This window comes from Phaeobacter sp. JH20_34 (genome assembly GCF_048056095.1).
Lineage (GTDB): Bacteria > Pseudomonadota > Alphaproteobacteria > Rhodobacterales > Rhodobacteraceae > Phaeobacter > Phaeobacter bryozoorum.
This window is the reverse complement of the sequence record NZ_JAYMWT010000011.1, coordinates 45,247-62,253: the sequence shown is the minus strand read 5'-3', so window position 1 is coordinate 62,253 and position 17,007 is coordinate 45,247. Positions and strand designations below refer to the sequence as shown.

15 protein-coding genes are annotated in these 17,007 nt (G+C 60.1%); 6 read left to right on the top strand and 9 right to left on the bottom strand.

The genetic code is table 11. The annotated features are described in order from the left end of the window. Positions 1-63: 63 nt before the first annotated feature. Positions 64-2,514, top strand: a complete 2,451-nt coding sequence (locus tag VWZ81_RS09695; RefSeq protein ID WP_416542607.1) for a GcvT family protein — start codon at positions 64-66, stop codon at positions 2,512-2,514. 182 nt (positions 2,515-2,696) lie between these two features. After that, the gene (gene rarD / locus VWZ81_RS09690; protein WP_340546911.1) at positions 2,697-3,590 is read left to right on the top strand and encodes an EamA family transporter RarD; all 894 of its coding nucleotides are present in this window, start codon (positions 2,697-2,699) and stop codon (positions 3,588-3,590) included. Here rarD and VWZ81_RS09685 read toward each other — a convergent pair. Beyond that, a complete protein-coding gene (locus VWZ81_RS09685) occupies positions 3,551-4,270 on the bottom strand; it encodes an SGNH/GDSL hydrolase family protein (RefSeq protein ID WP_416549218.1) in 720 nt (239 codons plus the stop codon). The two genes, rarD and VWZ81_RS09685, sit on opposite strands and share 40 nt — an antisense overlap. Before the next feature lie 44 nt (positions 4,271-4,314). After that, entirely contained in the window at positions 4,315-4,728 is a 414-nt protein-coding gene (locus VWZ81_RS09680; RefSeq protein WP_416542605.1) for a nuclear transport factor 2 family protein, read from the bottom strand. Positions 4,729-4,860: 132 nt separating this feature from the next. On the opposite strand from VWZ81_RS09680, the gene VWZ81_RS09675 reads away from it, so the two are divergent. Next, complete coding sequence (locus tag VWZ81_RS09675; RefSeq protein ID WP_416542604.1) at positions 4,861-5,514, top strand: RluA family pseudouridine synthase; 654 nt, start codon at positions 4,861-4,863, stop codon at positions 5,512-5,514. A 12-nt stretch (positions 5,515-5,526) separates the two neighbouring features. On the opposite strand, the gene VWZ81_RS09670 is transcribed toward VWZ81_RS09675, so the two are convergent. Next, on the bottom strand, positions 5,527-6,384 hold the full coding sequence (locus VWZ81_RS09670; protein ID WP_416542603.1) for an alpha-1,2-fucosyltransferase: 858 nt from the start codon (positions 6,382-6,384) through the stop codon (positions 5,527-5,529). A gap of 71 nt (positions 6,385-6,455) precedes the next feature. Next, positions 6,456-6,959: a VOC family protein gene (locus tag VWZ81_RS09665; protein ID WP_416542602.1), complete on the bottom strand. Its 504-nt coding sequence runs from the start codon at positions 6,957-6,959 to the stop codon at positions 6,456-6,458. A 359-nt stretch (positions 6,960-7,318) separates the two neighbouring features. Here VWZ81_RS09665 and VWZ81_RS09660 point away from each other — a divergent pair, with 359 nt between their 5' ends. After that, positions 7,319-7,777, top strand: a complete 459-nt coding sequence (locus tag VWZ81_RS09660; RefSeq protein WP_416534485.1) for a glyoxalase superfamily protein — start codon at positions 7,319-7,321, stop codon at positions 7,775-7,777. Between the two features lie 123 nt (positions 7,778-7,900). Here the strand turns inward: VWZ81_RS09660 and VWZ81_RS09655 are convergent, their stop codons facing one another. Next, positions 7,901-9,340: an aldehyde dehydrogenase family protein gene (locus VWZ81_RS09655; protein ID WP_416542601.1), complete on the bottom strand. Its 1,440-nt coding sequence runs from the start codon at positions 9,338-9,340 to the stop codon at positions 7,901-7,903. A gap of 320 nt (positions 9,341-9,660) precedes the next feature. On the opposite strand from VWZ81_RS09655, the gene VWZ81_RS09650 reads away from it, so the two are divergent. Next, positions 9,661-10,311, top strand: coding sequence for a peroxiredoxin (locus VWZ81_RS09650; protein ID WP_340546903.1), 651 nt, complete (start codon positions 9,661-9,663; stop codon positions 10,309-10,311). Between the two features lie 89 nt (positions 10,312-10,400). On the opposite strand, the gene VWZ81_RS09645 is transcribed toward VWZ81_RS09650, so the two are convergent. After that, positions 10,401-11,117, bottom strand: a complete 717-nt coding sequence (locus VWZ81_RS09645; protein WP_416542600.1) for a glycosyltransferase family 25 protein — start codon at positions 11,115-11,117, stop codon at positions 10,401-10,403. 122 nt (positions 11,118-11,239) lie between these two features. Next, the gene (gene pnp, locus VWZ81_RS09640) at positions 11,240-13,378 is read right to left on the bottom strand and encodes a polyribonucleotide nucleotidyltransferase (RefSeq protein ID WP_340546901.1); all 2,139 of its coding nucleotides are present in this window, start codon (positions 13,376-13,378) and stop codon (positions 11,240-11,242) included. A 353-nt stretch (positions 13,379-13,731) separates the two neighbouring features. On the opposite strand from pnp, the gene VWZ81_RS09635 reads away from it, so the two are divergent. After that, the gene (locus VWZ81_RS09635; RefSeq protein ID WP_416542599.1) at positions 13,732-15,348 is read left to right on the top strand and encodes a class I SAM-dependent methyltransferase; all 1,617 of its coding nucleotides are present in this window, start codon (positions 13,732-13,734) and stop codon (positions 15,346-15,348) included. Between the two features lie 98 nt (positions 15,349-15,446). Here the strand turns inward: VWZ81_RS09635 and rpsO are convergent, their stop codons facing one another. Both rpsO and VWZ81_RS09625 read right to left on the bottom strand, forming a co-directional pair. Further along, complete coding sequence (gene rpsO / locus VWZ81_RS09630) at positions 15,447-15,716, bottom strand: 30S ribosomal protein S15 (protein WP_340546899.1); 270 nt, start codon at positions 15,714-15,716, stop codon at positions 15,447-15,449. A 213-nt stretch (positions 15,717-15,929) separates the two neighbouring features. Further along, a complete protein-coding gene (locus VWZ81_RS09625; protein ID WP_416542598.1) occupies positions 15,930-16,970 on the bottom strand; it encodes a calcium-binding protein in 1,041 nt (346 codons plus the stop codon). Positions 16,971-17,007 lie beyond the last annotated feature (37 nt).

Genomic DNA, 17,007 nt, shown 5'->3' with positions numbered 1-17,007 from the left:
TTCATACATTTCCTGTCGCCTGTCTGTGGCAGGGTCTGATCAAACGAGATCAGGAGACACAAGATGAGCGATCTTCCCAACAAGGCCCGTGTTGTCATTATCGGCGGCGGCGTGATCGGCTGCTCGGTAGCTTATCACCTGACCAAGCTCGGCTGGAAGGATGTGGTGCTGCTGGAGCGTAAGCAGCTGACCTCCGGCACCACATGGCATGCCGCGGGCCTGATCGGCCAGCTGCGCGCGTCCTCCAACATGACCAAGCTCGCCCGCTATTCGGCCGAGCTCTATTTGGGGCTTGAAGCAGAAACCGGAGTCGCGACGGGTATGCGTCAGGTGGGGTCGGTGTCCGCTGCCCTGACCAATGAGCGGCTTGAAGAGCTTTACCGCAACGCCGCCATGGCGCGCGCGTTTGGCGTGCCGGTGGAGGAGCTGTCGCCCAAGGAGGTGAAGGAGCGCTACGAGCACATCAATCTGGACGGCGTGACCGGCGGCGTCTGGCTGCCGACTGACGGGCAGGCGGATCCGGCCAACATTGCGCTGGCCCTGGCCAAGGGCGCCCGTCAGCGCGGCGCGCTGGTCAACGAGCGCATCAGGGTCACCGGCATCTCCAAACAGGGCCGCCGCGTTACTGGTGTGGACTGGGCCAGCGACGATGGCGGGGCGCAGGGCCATATCGAATGCGACATGGTGGTGAACTGCGCCGGCATGTGGGGCCATGAGGTCGGCCGCATGGCAGGCGTCAACGTTCCGCTGCATGCCTGCGAGCACTTCTACATTGTGACCGAGGGCATCGCCGACCTGACCCAGATGCCGGTGCTGCGGGTGCCAGATGAATGCGCCTACTACAAGGAGGACGCCGGCAAGATCCTCTTGGGCGCGTTTGAGCCGAACGCCAAGCCTTGGGCGATGAACGGCATTCCGGACAACTTCGAGTTCGACCAGCTGCCCGAGGATTTCGACCACTTCGAGCCGATCCTGGAGGCCGCCTGCAACCGGATGCCGCTGCTGGCGGAGGCCGGTATCCATACCTTCTTCAACGGCCCGGAATCCTTTACCCCGGACGACGCCTACCACCTCGGCCTGGCGCCGGAGATGGACAACTTCTGGGTCGCCGCAGGCTTCAACTCGATCGGCATCCAGTCCGCAGGCGGCGCAGGCATGGCGCTGGCGCAGTGGATGGAAGACGGCCAGAAGCCGTTTGACCTCGGCGATGTGGACATCTCCCGGATGCACCCGTTCCAGGGCAACAAGCATTACCTGTTCGAACGCTCGAAAGAGACCCTGGGGCTGCTTTACGCGGACCATTTCCCCTACCGTCAGAAGGCCACCGCCCGCGGCGTGCGCCGCACCCCGTTCCACTACCACCTCAAGGAACAGGGCGCCGTTTTCGGCGAAATCGGCGGCTGGGAGCGCGCCAACTGGTTTGCCAATGAAGGCCAGGAGCGTGAGTACCAGTACAGCTGGAAGCGTCAGAACTGGTTTGAAAACTCCGCTGCAGAACACCGCGCCGTGCGGGAAAATGTCGGCATGTACGACATGTCTTCCTTCGGCAAGATCCGCGTCGAAGGCCCGGATGCGGAGAAGTTCCTGAACTACATCTGCGGTGCCAATGTTTCGGTCCCTGCGGGCAAGATCGTCTACACCCAGTTCCTGAACCCGCGCGGCGGGATTGAGGCGGATGTGACCGTCACCCGCCTGAGCGAGACCGTCTATCTGGTCGTGACCCCGGCGGTGACCCGTCTGGCGGATCAGACCTGGATGATGCGCCACGAGGGCAGCCATAACGTGGTGATTACCGATGTCACGGCAGGCGAGGGTGTGCTGGCCGTGATGGGCCCGAACGCCCGCGAACTGATGCAGAAAGTCTCGCCCAATGATTTCTCCAATGAGGTGAACCCCTTTGGCACCGCGCAGGAGATCGAACTTGGCATGGGCCTCGCCCGTGTCCACCGGGTGACCTATGTGGGCGAACTGGGCTGGGAGATCTACATCCCGGCGGAAATGTCCGGCCACGCGTTCGAAACCCTCTGGGAGGCGGGCCACGACATGGGGCTTAAGCTTTGCGGCATGCACATGATGGACAGCTGCCGGATCGAGAAGGGCTTCCGCCACTTCGGCCACGACATCACTTGCGAGGACAATGTGATCGACGCAGGGCTCGGCTTTGCGGTTGCTACCGGCAAGGATGACTTCATCGGCAAAGCGGCGGTACTGGAACGCAAGGGAACCGGCCCCAAGGCCCGCATGGTTCAGTTCAAGCTGACCGACCCCGAGCCGCTCTTGTTCCACAATGAGCCGATCATCCGCGACGGCAAATACGTGGGCTATCTCAGCTCCGGCAACTACGGCCACACGCTGGGTGCCGCCATCGGCATGGGCTATGTGCCCTGCGAGGGGGAAAGCGCAGCGGATGTGCTGGGTTCGGTCTATGAGATCGACGTCTGCGGCGTGAAAGTGAAAGCCGAAGCTTCCCTGAAGCCGATGTATGATCCGAAATCGGAGCGGGTGAAGGCATAGGTCACCTCTAAGGGCCCCAGGGGGGGGGCGAGATCAGCGGGAGAATATGTGCGCAGTTCGCGCACTCTTTCCCCGGCGATCCGATAAGGCCGTCTACCATCGCCGACAGCAGTGTTTTTTGTGCTTCCGCTCTGTCAATTGCGCGCTGAGCTGTCATAAACGCGGCTCAGGGAGATTCCACGATGACCTCATCAGTTGAGAACAAAGACACGCCGCAGGGCCTTGCCTTTGCAGTTTCCGCCTATCTGATGTGGGGATTTCTGCCGATCTATATGAAAGCGCTGGCACATATGCCCGCCGCCGAAGTTGTCGCGCATCGGGTAATCTGGTCGGTGCCCGTGGCGGGTGTGCTACTCATTATCCTGCGTCGAACCCGTGATCTGCGCGCGGCGCTGACCTCGCCCAAGGTCTTGATGATGGGGGCGGTGACAGCGGCGCTGATCTCAGTGAATTGGGGCATCTATGTATGGTCGATTGCAACCGGGCATGCGCTTGATGCGGCGCTGGGATATTATATCAACCCGCTGTTCAGCGTCATGTTGGGTGCACTTTTGCTGGGAGAGAGATTGTTGCCGGCACAGCTGGTCGCAATCGGTCTGGCGGCACTGGCGGTGCTGGTGCTTGCCGTTGACGCCGGGCGCCTGCCGTGGGCTGCCATTGGTCTTACTCTCAGCTGGGGGTTCTATGCGTTCTTCAAGAAATCCCTGCCGGTCGGCCCCAATCAGGGTTTCATGCTGGAAGTGCTGATCCTGACGCCTCCGGCGCTGGGATATCTGCTCTATCTTACGGCCTCCGGTGACGCGCATTTCGCGGGAGCGTTCAGTGACACCGCGTTGCTGCTGGGCTGTGGTTTGGTCACAGCGGTGCCGCTGATCACCTACGCCAATGGCGCCAAACTGCTGCGGCTCTCCACCATCGGTATCCTGCAATATATTGCTCCGACGATGATATTTCTGGCAGCGGTGTTCATTTTTGGCGAAGATTTCGGTCGCGCGCGCATGATCGCCTTTCCGATGATCTGGCTCGCGCTGGTGATCTACTCGGTCTCATTGGTGCGGCAGATGCGCCGGGCCTGAGGGGCGGGCCGGGATGTCCAGGACAGTTCCGCGTTGATGGTCTCTGCCAAGGTTTCAGCCCAAAGAGAATAGGCGGCTGCCGACGGATGATAGCCGTCCTGCGCTGCCAGCGCTGGGTCGGGCGCCATCGTGAATGGCAGGTGGATGACATCGTGATTTCCTGCGGCCAAGTTGGATAGAACCCGGTCCAGCCGCGCCGCGTGGCGACCAAGGACCCAAGCCAGCGGTTGGGGAAGGGCTGGAAAATCTGCCATTGGTGGCACTCCTGACAAGACCACCAGCCTGACCCCAAACCGGCCCCGAAGGAGCTTGATCAGCGCGCACTGTTCCATGTGAAACCGTCGCCGCCGCGCAAGCCGGGTCACATCATTGACCCCCAATGCCAGAACCGCAACGTCAAAGGTCTGCGGCGGCAGCGCACGCACCCGCGCCAGAGCATCTGCGCTGCGATGCCCGGTTGTGGCCTCCAGCCGCCAGGTTAGATGCCGACCCTGCGTCAGGCGCGATGTCAGTTGACCGGAGAGCGCATCGTTCTGGCGACCGACACCGACACCAGCAGCTGAGCTGTCGCCGACAATCAACAGCCGTAGCGGCGTGCCCTGTCCCTGTTGGCCGAACCGAGGCCCCGAGGGTTCCGGTAGGTTCAGCGCCCTGCGCCGGACGTTAACTGCCTGCACCACCAGAAGCGGCAGCAGGACAATGCGGGCGATATGATCGATGCCGATCAGCTGAGCGCCTTTTGATATTGCAGAAATCGTGGGTCGGTGGTGACCCGTTCCATGATTGCGGCGCGCAGCACGCCGACGCTTTTATAGGGGCGCATGACCACCTCGAAATGGCTGATCAGGCCGTGCGAATTCAACGTGATCAGGTCAACGCCCACAGCATCGAACTCGCCGATCTTGCACTGGAACTCCAACGCCCAGTCGTTTCCGTCCCCCATGATCCGACGATAGCGAAAGTCACTGAATACCTGACCGACATGACCCAGAATCGCCGCCACTGGTGCGCGACCGGTCCATGTTTTCCAATAGGTCGGGGGCAGGAACTGCACATCCTCCGCCAGGAGATCTGCAATCTGGCTGTCGTCGCCTTTGGCAACAACCTCTTGCAGCCTGTTAATGGTCGGATGTGTCATGCTGCACCTCTCAGAACAGGGAGCCCGCGGTGAGGCAGGGGTTACCGCCACCCTGACGCTCCGCCAGATCCCGGGCAAGCACGACGTAGCGATACCTTGCCCTGCGGGCGCCGGATCGCTAGGGACGCGGGCATGACTGTTTCTAGCGATTATACCCCGCCGACGGATCCATTGGATATCCTGCATCATGACGCGCAGCTATTGGTGGTGAACAAGCCCCATGGTCTGCTGAGCGTACCGGGGCGCGGAGAACACCTTGCGGACTGTCTGCTCACCCGCTTGCAGGCAGTGTTTCCCGAGGCGTTGCTGGTCCATCGACTGGATCGCGACACCTCCGGCGTAATGGTGTTTGCGGTCACTCCGCACGCCCAACGCCATCTCTCGATGCAGTTTGAAAAACGTACCGCAAAGAAAGCCTATATCGCGCGCATTGGTGGCAGGCTAGAGCCGCGCAGCGGGACCGTCGATTTGCCGCTGATCGTCGATTGGCCAAACCGCCCGCGCCAGATGGTCTGCCATGACACTGGCAAGGAGGCGGTGACCGATTGGCGGGTGATAAGATATGAAGAGGCCGCGACACGTGTGCGTCTGACGCCAAAGACAGGTCGCTCGCATCAGTTGCGTGTGCATATGCTCTCGGTCGGACACGCCATTCTGGGCGATCCGCTTTACGCTCAGGGGGCTGCACTGGATCATCCACGCATGATGCTGCACGCAGAAGAGCTGCGTATCAAACATCCCGACAGCGGCGAATCGATGAAGTTCCGCGTCAAGGCACCGTTCTGATCGCAGCAGTTGCTAGACGCTGATCCGCAGCCAGTCCGGTGGCAGGATATCGGGGTTGTTCAGCTTGGGGTCGCCGAACCATTTTGCCGGTCCCGCAACCCGGCGCTTCGCGTTCTGGTTCAACCAGGCGGCCCACCAGGAGAAGGAGCTGTTGCCGATGATGTTATGCCTGCACAGGCTCATCAGGCGCATGTCCTCGTAGTCGGTTTCCGCGCCATTGAAATCCACCACCACCTTGTCACAGGGGAGGGGGAGGTTGTCCTTGGCCCACTGCGGATCGTCCGAAAATACATAGACCGTTGGCTGTCCCTCCAGCCCGTCCAGCACCTGTTGCAGCGCGGCTTCGTAATAAGACTGATCGCAAAGCACATGCGCCGCGAGCGTCAGATAATCGCCCCGCCGAACATGCAGCGAGATCGCGTTGCTCTCACTGATCCTGGCCGCCATCTCGGCGTTCTGCTGATTTGAGAAGTCAGGAAAGGTGAAGTCGCGCCTGATCCGTTCGGCGCACCCATTGAAATAGTGCTCGCTCTGCCAATAGCCGTGCAGATAGCTGTCGTCGCCCCAGTGTTCGAAATCTGGATTGTAGCCAAGGCCAGCTTCTCGTCGGAGTTTCGGTCCTGCACCCAGCCCCTGCCCGAGGCTGCGCCATACCGCATAGCGCAGTGGTTCGGTCTGGCGCAGCGGAGGCAATTTGTCCGGCGCCGCCAAATCAAGGTCGAAGACACGTGTCAGGACACCTTCGCCGCGCAGCTCCGCGCCACGGCTGTCCAGCGCCAGCGAGACCCCAAGCCGATCCGCCAGCGCGCGCCCGGCGGCATATTGGAACATCTGGTTGCCCAGTCGGCCGTGCAGGCGGGTGATAATCATCGTCGGTCCCTCGAAGAGCTACAGGGGCGTTCATATGCGTGAAGCAGTGTCGTGACCAGTCCCGCCCTCGCTCATCCGCCGTATCGCGCCTGCCAGTCACCAAGGGCTGCGATGCCGAAATCGGGATCCGGCTGATCCGGCATTGGTGCGAGGATCTCGATTGAATGCCCGTCAGGATCCTTGAAGTAGATCGAGAGCGCCGGCATCCAGCCCAGCACCACCGGCTCATCGGTTGGGCTGCCGTGAAAATCGAGCGGTATGATTCCCGCATCCGTCAACCGGTCACAGATGCCATCCATCGCCGCTACGGTACTGCGAAACGCCATGTGCAGCCGCAGTCCCATCGGTGCGGATCCACCGGCCCAGAGCCCCAGCATTCCCTGAGACTGACCGCCCACCCAGTAGAATGCGACCTGTCGTTCCGGCAGATGGTGGGCCAGCTGCAAACCCATGGTCCCTCCGTAGAATGTCATCGCACGGTCTAGGTCTTTAACCGTCAGATGCGTCTCATAGATTCCGGTCAGTTCCGTTTCGATATGTGTTTTGCCGGTAGCGTTATCCTGTACATGGATCATCTTAAGGCTCCGCTGAATGGTCAGGTAGCGACAGCCTGCAATCTCAAGTCAGGTTTAGATCAAGCGAAAAATCACAGCCGCGTGGCTTCGCCAGACGGATATCTGATGTCATCTGCTGATGGGGCCGGGGCGTGACAATCAGGTCAGCACCTGTTGTGCAGGCTGGCTTGGGTCTTGACCTCGGCCGATTGAACGGCCTAAGGCTGACGTAAGGGTCGGGGCCCTGCCGCTCGCGGTTGAGAAGACCATGGTGAACCCCCGCGCTGAAACTCCTGTCTTTCGCCCATCCATGTGATGCGCCAATGGCAATGCGGGCCCCATTTATCCGGCGCATCTTGTTGATTGGACAAGAGGCAAGAATGACAAATAGCCAGACAGATCTCCCGCCCATTGGGAGCCTCAAGCAGCAGGCCCGCAATCTGCGCGCTCAGTTGCAGGCACGTAACCACACACTCTCGCATAGCGCCGCGCTTGAGATGGTGGCCCGGCAATATGGCTACAAGGATTGGAACACGATCAGCGCCAAGGCTGACAGGCCACGCCCGGATGTTGCGCAGCAGGCGTTGCAGATCGGGCAGATCCTGAGGGGCAGCTACCTTGGCCAGGCCTTCACAGCCGAGCTGCGAGGGTTGCAGGTGTTTGCTGGCGGCGCCCGACGACGCGTTACCCTGCATCTGGAACAACCGGTCGATGTAGTGAAATTCGACAGTTTCTCAGCGCTGCGCCAGCGGATCACCGGAACCATCGGCTGGGATGGCCGCTCAGCTGAGTGTACCTCCGACGGCCTGCCCCAACTGGTGCTTGAACTGCCCAATTAGAGCCTGTTTTGCGCCGACATGAGGCGCTAGCAAAGCCCTGGTCCCAGCAAAGCCCTGATGCAGGAAAGCAAGGAGCCGCCCTCTGGGGGCGGCTCCTGTTGTTCTGGACCCTGAAAAATAGGCCTATTCTGCGGCCCAGCCGCCGACGGCTTTGACTTCCAGGAAGTCCTCGATGCCCCAGCTGCCGCCTTCGCGGCCGTTGCCAGATTGCTTCATCCCGCCAAAGGGAGATCCGGCGGAGCGGGATTTGCCGTTCATCTCGATCATGCCGGCGCGCAGTTTGCGAGCCATGCGATTGGCACGGGCCGCATCCTGTGTCTGCACATAGTTGGTCAGCCCGTAGGGGGTATCGTTGGCGATTTCGATCGCTTCTTCTTCGGTCTCGAAGGGGATAATCGACAGCACCGGGCCAAAGATCTCTTCGCGGGCGATGGTCATCTGGTTGTTCACATCGGCAAAGACGGTGGGCTTGACATAAAAACCCTGGTTCAGCCCATCAGGACGGCCGGTTCCACCTGCGACAAGGCGGGCGCCTTCGTCGATACCTTTCTGGATCAGATCCTGGATCTTAGTCCATTGCAGTTCGTTCACAACCGGCCCGATGTGGCGGCCTTCGCTGGAGGCGGGGCCAACCTCCACCTTGCTGGCAACAGCAGCAGCTTCTTCGACAGCTTTGTCATAGATGCTTTTCTGAACCAGCATCCGGCTTGGGGCGTTACAGCTCTGGCCGGTGTTGTTCATCATATGCAGGACACCGCGCTTGACGGCCTTGTCATCGGCATCTTCAAAGATGACGTTGGCGCCTTTGCCACCCAGCTCCAGATGAACTTTTTTCAGCGTGTCGGCTGCGGCCTTGGAAATCGCCGTGCCTGCGCGGGTCGACCCGGTAAAGGACACCATATCCACGTCCGGGTGGCTGGACAGCTGAGTGCCGACACCGGCGCCGTCGCCATTGACCAGATTGAATACGCCCGCAGGGAAACCGGCCGCATCCATCATTTCGGCAAAGATCATTGCATTGAGCGGGCTCTGCTCGGAGGGTTTCAGAACCATGGTGCACCCGGCAATGGCCGCCGCGCCAACTTTCAGTGTGACCTGATTCATCGGCCAGTTCCACGGCGTGATCAGCGCAGCGACACCAACCGCCTCGTGGATGATACGATCATTCGGGGCATGGTCGCCCAGCGGCGCTTCGAAGGAGAACGCCTTGGCCGCCTTGATGAAGTTGCGCAGATGCCAGCTGCCAGCGCCTGCCTGCTGGGTGCGGGCCATATCAATTGGCGCACCCATTTCGATGCTCATTGCCTGCGCCAGATCTTCAGTGCGGCTCTCATAGATCTCGATCAGCTTTTCGACCAGCGCGATGCGCTCTTCTACCGGAGTGGCCATCCAGCCCGGCAGTGCCGCCTTTGCAGCCGCGACGGCAGCTTCTGTATCCGCCGCACTGCCAAGCGAGATGACCGCGCAAGGCGCTTCGGTCGATGGGTCGATCACTTCGAAATCATTCGGGGCAGCCGGGGCGACCCATTGGCCGTCGATGTAAAAATCACGTTTCTCGATCATCTGTCGATCTCCCGATTGTCAGGGTGTGACGGGGCGGTGCCCGCGATTGGCGGACACTCTGTCACTGGCGTTTCGGATGAGCAAGGGGGGGATTTCATAATTTGATCAAATTTTGCAGCGGAATAATTTTCGCCACTTTGACCCTATATGGAACGGCGGTATGATGCCCGGCACCAATCCGTGCAGATGTTCCGATAGGGGCAGATTGACGCGTGGGGCGATCTTTTCGTCTGCCTGTCTCCCATCAAGGGTTTAACCTGCGCGCCGAGTGGTTAGGTTACTCACCAGATAGCATTCATTTGACAGCAGAGGAGAGACCCATGGGTTTGCGTATCAATGATGTGGTTCCGGATTTCACCGCAGAAACCGATCAGGGCACCGTCTCGTTTCATGATTGGATCGGCGACAGCTGGGCGATCCTGTTTTCCCACCCCAAGGATTTTACACCGGTTTGCACCACAGAGTTTTCTGCCGTGGCGCAGCTGGCTGATGAATGGGCTGCACGCAACACGAAGGTGATCGGTGTGTCCGTGGATGGTGTCGAAGACCACAAGAAATGGAAAGGCGACATCGAAAGCTACGGCAAAGCTGCGGCAGGCTTTCCGATCATCGCGGATGAAGGTCTGGCTGTCTCCAAGGCTTTCGACATGCTGCCGGCAGAGGCCTATCTGCCTGATGGCCGCACACCCGCAGATAGCGCCACGGTGCGGTCGGTCTTCATCATCGGACCTGACAAGCAGCTGAAGCTGTCGATGACCTACCCGATGACCGTCGGGCGCAATTTTGCGGAGATTCTGCGCGCGCTGGATGGCCTTCAGATGTCCGGCAAAGGTGTAGCAACTCCGGCAAACTGGGTTCCGGGCGAAGATGTCATCATCCCCCCCAGCGTCTCGAACGAGGATGCGAAGGCTAAATTTGGCGAGTTCGAAACGATCTTCCCCTATCTGCGCAAGACCAAAGCGCCAGAGTGATCTGTAGGAAGGCGTAGCGGGGCACGTAAGCGGCCCTGCTGACATGTCGTCATGAACAGGGGCCGTCTGGCCCCTTTTCTATTGCGGGTCTAACCGGGCTTTTGCGATCGCAAGGCGACCTGTGTCCGGTAGAGCGCGCGTTTCAGCTCCCGCGCAAGCTTGCCACCTGCTGGACGGGATTGGATGGTTGATCCGCCCAGGGCCTCGGTCAGCTCAGATGCGCCGTTTGGCCATATGGTATGTACTGGCTGGCGGTGAACCCAGTGCATCTGAAGGAAGGTGTCAACCGGCCGGTCCAGCGTCTCGCTTGCTTCCAGCAATCGGGCGGCGGCGGTCTTGCCCACCACCTGTGCCACGGTTTGCAGTCCGATGCGCCTTGGCAGAAACATGCGGGCCGCGCCTGTTTGCCCCACGACCTGCCGCACTGTCTCGCGCTGTTTGGCAGGCAGGCGGATGAAGTGATCCTTGTCGGCATGGTTGTCGACAAGCGCCATCGCGTCGCGCCAGAGCTTGGGGTCAAACGCCAGATCGTCCTCAACGATCAGTCCGAAATCATCCATGCCTTCCGCGATTTTCTGCCAGCATTTGCGATGGGATAGAAAACATCCGACTTCGCCTGCCCGCAGCGCGAAGGGGTAATGTGGCCGGTGCAGATCCCCATCGCAGAGAGGCACAAGCCCCGCCTGAAGCGCCGCCCGGCCGTTGACCGCCTCGACCACTTCCGGCTGCGGCAGCTGCGCCATCAGACGCGCCACATTGGGCGCGCGTTTCTGATCGTCGGCCATATGAATGATGTAGGATCTCATGGTCCCAGAGGTAGCGATCTTGACCGGTGGTGAAAAGAGGCGAGCAGGAACCAGCTGCCACTGAAACAAAGAAACCCCGCCATCTCTGGCGGGGTTCCGGGTGCTTGGAAAGGGAAGGCAGATTACTCTGCGTCTTCTTTCTTCTCGGCTTTGATTTCTTCGCCGGTTTCCTGATCCACGATTTTCATGGACAGGCGGACCTTGCCGCGATCATCAAAGCCCAGCAGCTTTACTTTCACTTCCTGGCCTTCCTTCAGAACGTCCGAAGGGTGGTTCAGGCGGCGGTTTTCGATCTGGGACACATGCACCAGGCCGTCACGCTTGCCGAAGAAGTTCACGAAGGCGCCGAAATCGACGATCTTCACAACCTTACCGGTGTAGATGGCGCCTTCTTCCGGCTCTGCCACGATCGAGTGGATCATGTCATAGGCCTTCTGGATCGCGGTGCCGTCGGCCGATGCGATCTTGATTACGCCGTCGTCGTTGATGTCGACTTTCGCGCCGGAGGTTTCCACGATTTCGCGGATGACCTTACCGCCGGAGCCGATCACTTCACGGATCTTGTCGGTCGGAATCTGCATGGTCTCAATGCGGGGCGCATGGACGGAGAACGCGTTGGTTTCCGACAGTGCCTTGGCCATTTCGCCGAGGATGTGCAGACGGCCGTCTTTGGCCTGATCCAGTGCTTTTTCCATGATCTCAGGCGTGATGCCTGCAACCTTGATGTCCATCTGCAGCGAGGTGATACCGTTCGCAGTACCGGCCACCTTGAAATCCATGTCGCCCAGGTGGTCTTCGTCGCCCAGAATGTCCGACAGGATCGCGTAGGAGCCGTCGTCTTCCAGGATCAGACCCATCGCGACACCGGCAACCGGTGCCTTCAGCGGCACGCCGGCGTCCATCATGGACAGCGAACCACCACAGACCGACGCCATCGAGGAGGAGCCGTTCGATTCGGTGATCTCGGACACCACGCGGATGGTGTAGGGGAAATCGGTCGGAGCAGGCAGAACAGCCTGCAGCGCGCGCCATGCCAGTTTGCCGTGGCCGATTTCGCGGCGACCGGGCGAGCCGACACGACCAACTTCACCCACCGAATAGGGAGGGAAGTTATAGTGCAGCAGGAAGTTGGATTTGAAGTTGCCGTGCAGCGCGTCAATGAACTGCTCATCGTCGCCGGTGCCGAGGGTGGTCACGGCCAGGGCCTGGGTTTCACCACGGGTGAACAGGGCCGAACCATGGGTCCGCGGCAGCAGGCCGGTTTCCGATTCGATCGCGCGCACATCGGTGGTCGAGCGACCGTCGATCCGCTTGCCGGTTTTTACGACGTCGCCGCGCAGAATGGCTGCTTCCAGCTTCTTCATGGCGGAGCCGAGGTTGGCGTCTTCCAGCTGTTCTTCGGTCAGCGATGCCTTGATCGCCTCACGCGCGGCGGCAACAGCGGCGGTGCGCTCCTGCTTGTCGGTGATTGCAAATGCAGCGCGCATCTGCTCTTCGCCTGCGGCTTTCACTGCGGCGAACAGCTCCGAATAGTCAGCAGGCTGGAAATCGAACGGCTCTTTGGCCGCGTCTTCCGCCAAGGAGATGATCAGGTCGATCACCGGCTGGATCTGTTCGTGGGCGAATTTCACCGCACCCAGCATCTCTGCTTCGGTCAGTTCGTAGGCTTCGGATTCAACCATCATCACAGCGTCTTTGGTGCCGGCGACAACCAGGTCCAGACGCTGATCAGGGTTCAGGCGCAGATCCTGCATGTCGTCAACGGTCGGGTTCAGGACGTACTCGCCGCCCTCAAAGCCAACGCGCGCAGCCGCAATCGGACCCATGAAGGGTGCGCCGGACAGGGTCAGCGCTGCGGAGGCCGCGATCATCGCAACCATGTCGGGATCGTTGACCAGATCGTGGCTCAGCACGGTGCACATCACCAGGACTTCATTTTTGAAGCCGGGGACGAACAGCGGGCGGATCGGACGGTCGATCAGACGCGCGGTCAGGGTTTCTTTTTCGGTCGGGCGTGCTTCACGCTTGAAAAATCCGCCGGGGACCTTGCCCGCAGCGTAGTATTTTTCCTGATAGTGAACCGTCAGGGGGAAGAAGTCCTGACCCGGCTTCTGCTGGCGGGCAAAAGTGACGTTTGCCATGACCGAGGTTTCGCCTAGGGTGGCAATCACTGTGCCATCGGCCTGACGGGCAACCTTGCCGGTCTCCAGTGTGAGCGTCTCTTCGCCCCACTGCATTGATTTCTTTGTAACGTTAAACATTCAGCTTATCCTAGCTGGGAGCACTCCCGGGCGTATCCCGGGTCTCCCGTTTGATGTGGCGGCCCCATTGCCGCCGACCCCTCTCTATCTTTCTTTCGACTGCCGGGGTCTTGGCAGCACGTCTCAGATAGGCCGCCCTTACAGGATTTTTCCACAGATTGAAAGAGCAAGCGCCAGGAGCCGTCGCAGCCTGTGCCCCGTTTGTCGGCATCGTTCGTGTCGGTCCTCCGCTATCTGGGCGTGGTTGGTGAATTGCGGCCTGCGTTAACCGGATCCTCAGCGTTTTTATGGAAAATTTGCGCAATCCAGAAGGGTAAGACGACGTCGACCCCAACACTTAGAACAGGTGCTGAATGAACGATTGGACTTCCGGCTATGTCGCCGAACTCGACTATACGCACGACTTTTTTCACGAGATGACGCCCTCCCGCCTTGCCTTCAGCGCCGTGTCTCGGGGACATCGGCATGGGCTGGACAGCGATGAACTGACCTATTGTGAGCTGGGCTGTGGTCAGGGCTTCACAGCCAATCTTCTGGCCGCAGCCAATCCGCATGTCGATGTCCACGCGATGGACTTCAATCCGGCCCATATCGCCGGTGCCAATCGCCTGGCCGCAGAAGCAGGACTGGCAAACGTCCACTTCTACGAAAGATCCTTTGAGGATTTTGAAGAAGAGGCGGAGCTGCCAAATACCTTTGACGTCATTGCGCTTCACGGTGTCTACAGCTGGATTTCGCGAGAGAACCAACAACGGATCACCGGATTCATCTCCCGTCGTCTGAAACCCGGTGGGTTGGTCTATATCAGTTACAACACGCAGCCGGGCTGGGCGCCATCTATGCCGCTGCGCAGGATTCTGACCGATCGCGCCGCGCAGGGCAGCGGTCCGTTGGAGCAACGTATAGAAGACGCATTGAATTTTGCCGAGCGGTTGAAACAGGTCGGAGCCGAATTTTTTGTCTCAAACCCCGGCCAGTTGAGACGGCTGAGTGAAATGAAAACCATGCCGCGAAACTATCTGGCGCATGAGTTTTTCAACAAGGACTGGACGCCATTCCACTTTGCCGATGTGGCGGAGGATATGGCGCAGGCCAAACTTGAGTTTCTCGGTGCTGCGAACCCGCTGGATCATGTCGATGACATCTGCTTGAGCAGTCCGCAACGTGCGCTGCTGGCGGAGGAAAGCAATACAAACAGGCGCGAGGGGCTGCGTGATGTTCTGCTGAATGAACAGTTCCGGGCCGATATCTTTTCGCGTGGGCATGTGCCGCATACGGAACGCGGCAGCGTTGGCGCATGGTTTCAGACTGGCTTTGCCCTCGCACGTCACTATGGATCCGGCCCGTTGAAGATCAGCTGGCGCAATGGGGATGTTGCGCTTGAGGCCGGTCAGTATGAACCTGTCCTGAGAGCTTTGGCCGAGGGGCATAAAACAGTTCGGGCCCTGCTGGAGCAGGGCGTGTTTGCCGATATGACCTGGGGCGAGATCACGCGGCTGCTGACGATCCTGACGGGGGCGGGTCATATCGTTCCCTGTCTGCCTTCAGAAGGCTATGCGGATCGCGCGGCGCAGTGCCAAGCATTTAACCTTGCAGTGTGCAAAAATGCTGAAGACAGCGAAAGACTGGGCTTCCTGGCCTCTCCTGTCACCGGTGGGGGGGTCGCGGTGGATCGCATGGAACAGCTGTTCCTCCTGGGCCAAAGCGAAGGGCAAACGGCGCCCAATGACTGGGCCGAATTTGCGTGGCAGATCCTTGGGCCGCAGGGGCAGCGGTTGGAGCAGGACGGGCGCGTTCTGACCCAGCCTGAGGAAAACCTGGCGGTCTTGCGCGCCCGGGCTCATGCCTTTGCCGCGCGCCGACTGGGCATTCTTACCGGGCTTGGCGTGAGCTTGATTGCCGCCGATCCGTTACGGTCTGACGCCGTTGCGCCAAAGGCTGCGCTATCAGGACGCAGCACGGCGGCCTAGTGACCGGGCAATTGTATAATCGGCCTGTGTCTCAAACACGAAAAACGCCCGCTTCCGATAGGAGCGGGCGTTGAATTTCAACCGTCTGGTCGTCGCTATTAGCGACGGATGCCCAGGCGTTTGATGAGGTCCTGATAGCGGGCCACGTCTTTGCCTTTGGTGTAGTCCAGCAGCTTACGGCGCTGAGCAACCATCTTCAGAAGGCCACGACGACCGTGGTTGTCCTTCTTGTGGGTTTTGAAGTGCTCGGTCAGGGTGTTGATGCGCGAGGTCAGGATTGCAACCTGGACTTCCGGGGAACCGGTGTCGCCTTCTTTGGTTGCGAATTCTTTCATCAGGCGGGCTTTTTCTTCAGCAGTGATCGACATCGGGGTCTCCTTTGAAGGTTTGTGTGAATGGCGCAGGCCGGGATGTCGTCCAGCACAGGCCCATGGAGGCGTCTCAGGCTCGGCCGCCTTCCGAAGAAAGCGGCATAACCATTGAACAGGTCGCGCCTATACGCAGATTCTCGGGAAATAGCAAAAGGTTTCGGTCGGGTGTGGGCCGGGGATGGGCGTCGGGCCTAAATGAACTGGACCTGATCAGCCGAGTGTCAGCCCGCTGCTGGCGCTGTTGGTGGCCAATACGCCAAACCGGAGCGCGGCATCCTGATCGACGACCAGAATGTCCGATGCCGACAATTGTTCTGGCCCGGTGACGCGCAGCGCCTCGATCCCGTCGATGGTCACGATATGCTCACCCGGTGCATCCGGGTTGTTGGTGACTTCCACGGTGGGCGCCTCCGGGCCGAATTGATCCCAGATCACAACCAGTTGATCCTCATCGACGTTGAAATCCGACATATCGATGGCGGCAGTGGGATCAGCCTCGTTACCGTCGCCGACTGCGCTCGCGTGGAACTCACCTGCTGCAAAAATGAGGTGGTCGGCCCCATCCCCCGTCGAAACGATATCACCGGCGCCCGCCAAAATCGTGTCATCCCCGTCGCCACCGTTGAGATAATCCGTGGTCATGCCATCGTCGCTGCCGATCAGGCGATCATTGCCGGTGCCACCAAACAGCGTATCCTTGCCCAGGCCACCAGTCAGGTGATCGTCGCCATCGTTGCCATGTAGCGCGTCTCGCCCGTCCGCCCCGGTCAGCGTGTCATTGCCCTGGCCGCCATGGGCCACGTCATCGCCATCACCACCATCGAGCTGGTCATGACCGAAATGGCCAAACAGCGTGTCGTTGCCGCTGTCTCCGCTCAGACTGTCGTCCCCGCCCTCTCCGTGCAACAGATCGTCACCGTGATGCGCCTCAAGCGTGTCGTCACCCTCACCACCGTAAAGGCTGTCGTCGCCCTCACCGCCCTGGACGGTGTCATCTCCATCGCGGCCGTTCAGCTGATCGTTGCCGCCCAGCCCCTGCAGGTCGTCATCCTGATCGCTGCCGCCGAGCTGGTCGCTGTCCTCTGTGCCGGCCTTCACGAAATCATCAAGTGAAACCATATCGGTTGCTGTGTCATCGGTCGCCCCGTCATTGTCTGCAGACCCTGTCTCAGAGGCGTCTGGATCATCGCCGCCCTCGTCAATCAACAAGATACCACCGACGGCGGCGACTCCCAAAATTGCAGCCAGCATCAACATTCCGGCGACCCCTCATGACAACACGCGGAAC

Bases quoted from the DNA above. Each gene is read 5' to 3' on its own strand.
- VWZ81_RS09670 (WP_416542603.1), bottom strand. From the start codon at position 6,384: ATGATTATCACCCGCCTGCACGGCCGACTGGGCAACCAGATGTTCCAA.
- VWZ81_RS09675 (WP_416542604.1), top strand. From the start codon at position 4,861: ATGACTGTTTCTAGCGATTATACCCCGCCGACGGATCCATTGGATATC.
- VWZ81_RS09645 (WP_416542600.1), bottom strand. From the start codon at position 11,117: ATGAGATCCTACATCATTCATATGGCCGACGATCAGAAACGCGCGCCC.
- VWZ81_RS09635 (WP_416542599.1), top strand. From the start codon at position 13,732: ATGAACGATTGGACTTCCGGCTATGTCGCCGAACTCGACTATACGCAC.
- VWZ81_RS09660 (WP_416534485.1), top strand. From the start codon at position 7,319: ATGACAAATAGCCAGACAGATCTCCCGCCCATTGGGAGCCTCAAGCAG.
- VWZ81_RS09650 (WP_340546903.1), top strand. From the start codon at position 9,661: ATGGGTTTGCGTATCAATGATGTGGTTCCGGATTTCACCGCAGAAACC.
- pnp (WP_340546901.1), bottom strand. From the start codon at position 13,378: ATGTTTAACGTTACAAAGAAATCAATGCAGTGGGGCGAAGAGACGCTC.
- VWZ81_RS09680 (WP_416542605.1), bottom strand. From the start codon at position 4,728: ATGACACATCCGACCATTAACAGGCTGCAAGAGGTTGTTGCCAAAGGC.
- VWZ81_RS09695 (WP_416542607.1), top strand. From the start codon at position 64: ATGAGCGATCTTCCCAACAAGGCCCGTGTTGTCATTATCGGCGGCGGC.
- VWZ81_RS09665 (WP_416542602.1), bottom strand. From the start codon at position 6,959: ATGATCCATGTACAGGATAACGCTACCGGCAAAACACATATCGAAACG.
- rarD (WP_340546911.1), top strand. From the start codon at position 2,697: ATGACCTCATCAGTTGAGAACAAAGACACGCCGCAGGGCCTTGCCTTT.
- VWZ81_RS09655 (WP_416542601.1), bottom strand. From the start codon at position 9,340: ATGATCGAGAAACGTGATTTTTACATCGACGGCCAATGGGTCGCCCCG.
- VWZ81_RS09625 (WP_416542598.1), bottom strand. From the start codon at position 16,970: ATGCTGGCTGCAATTTTGGGAGTCGCCGCCGTCGGTGGTATCTTGTTG.
- rpsO (WP_340546899.1), bottom strand. From the start codon at position 15,716: ATGTCGATCACTGCTGAAGAAAAAGCCCGCCTGATGAAAGAATTCGCA.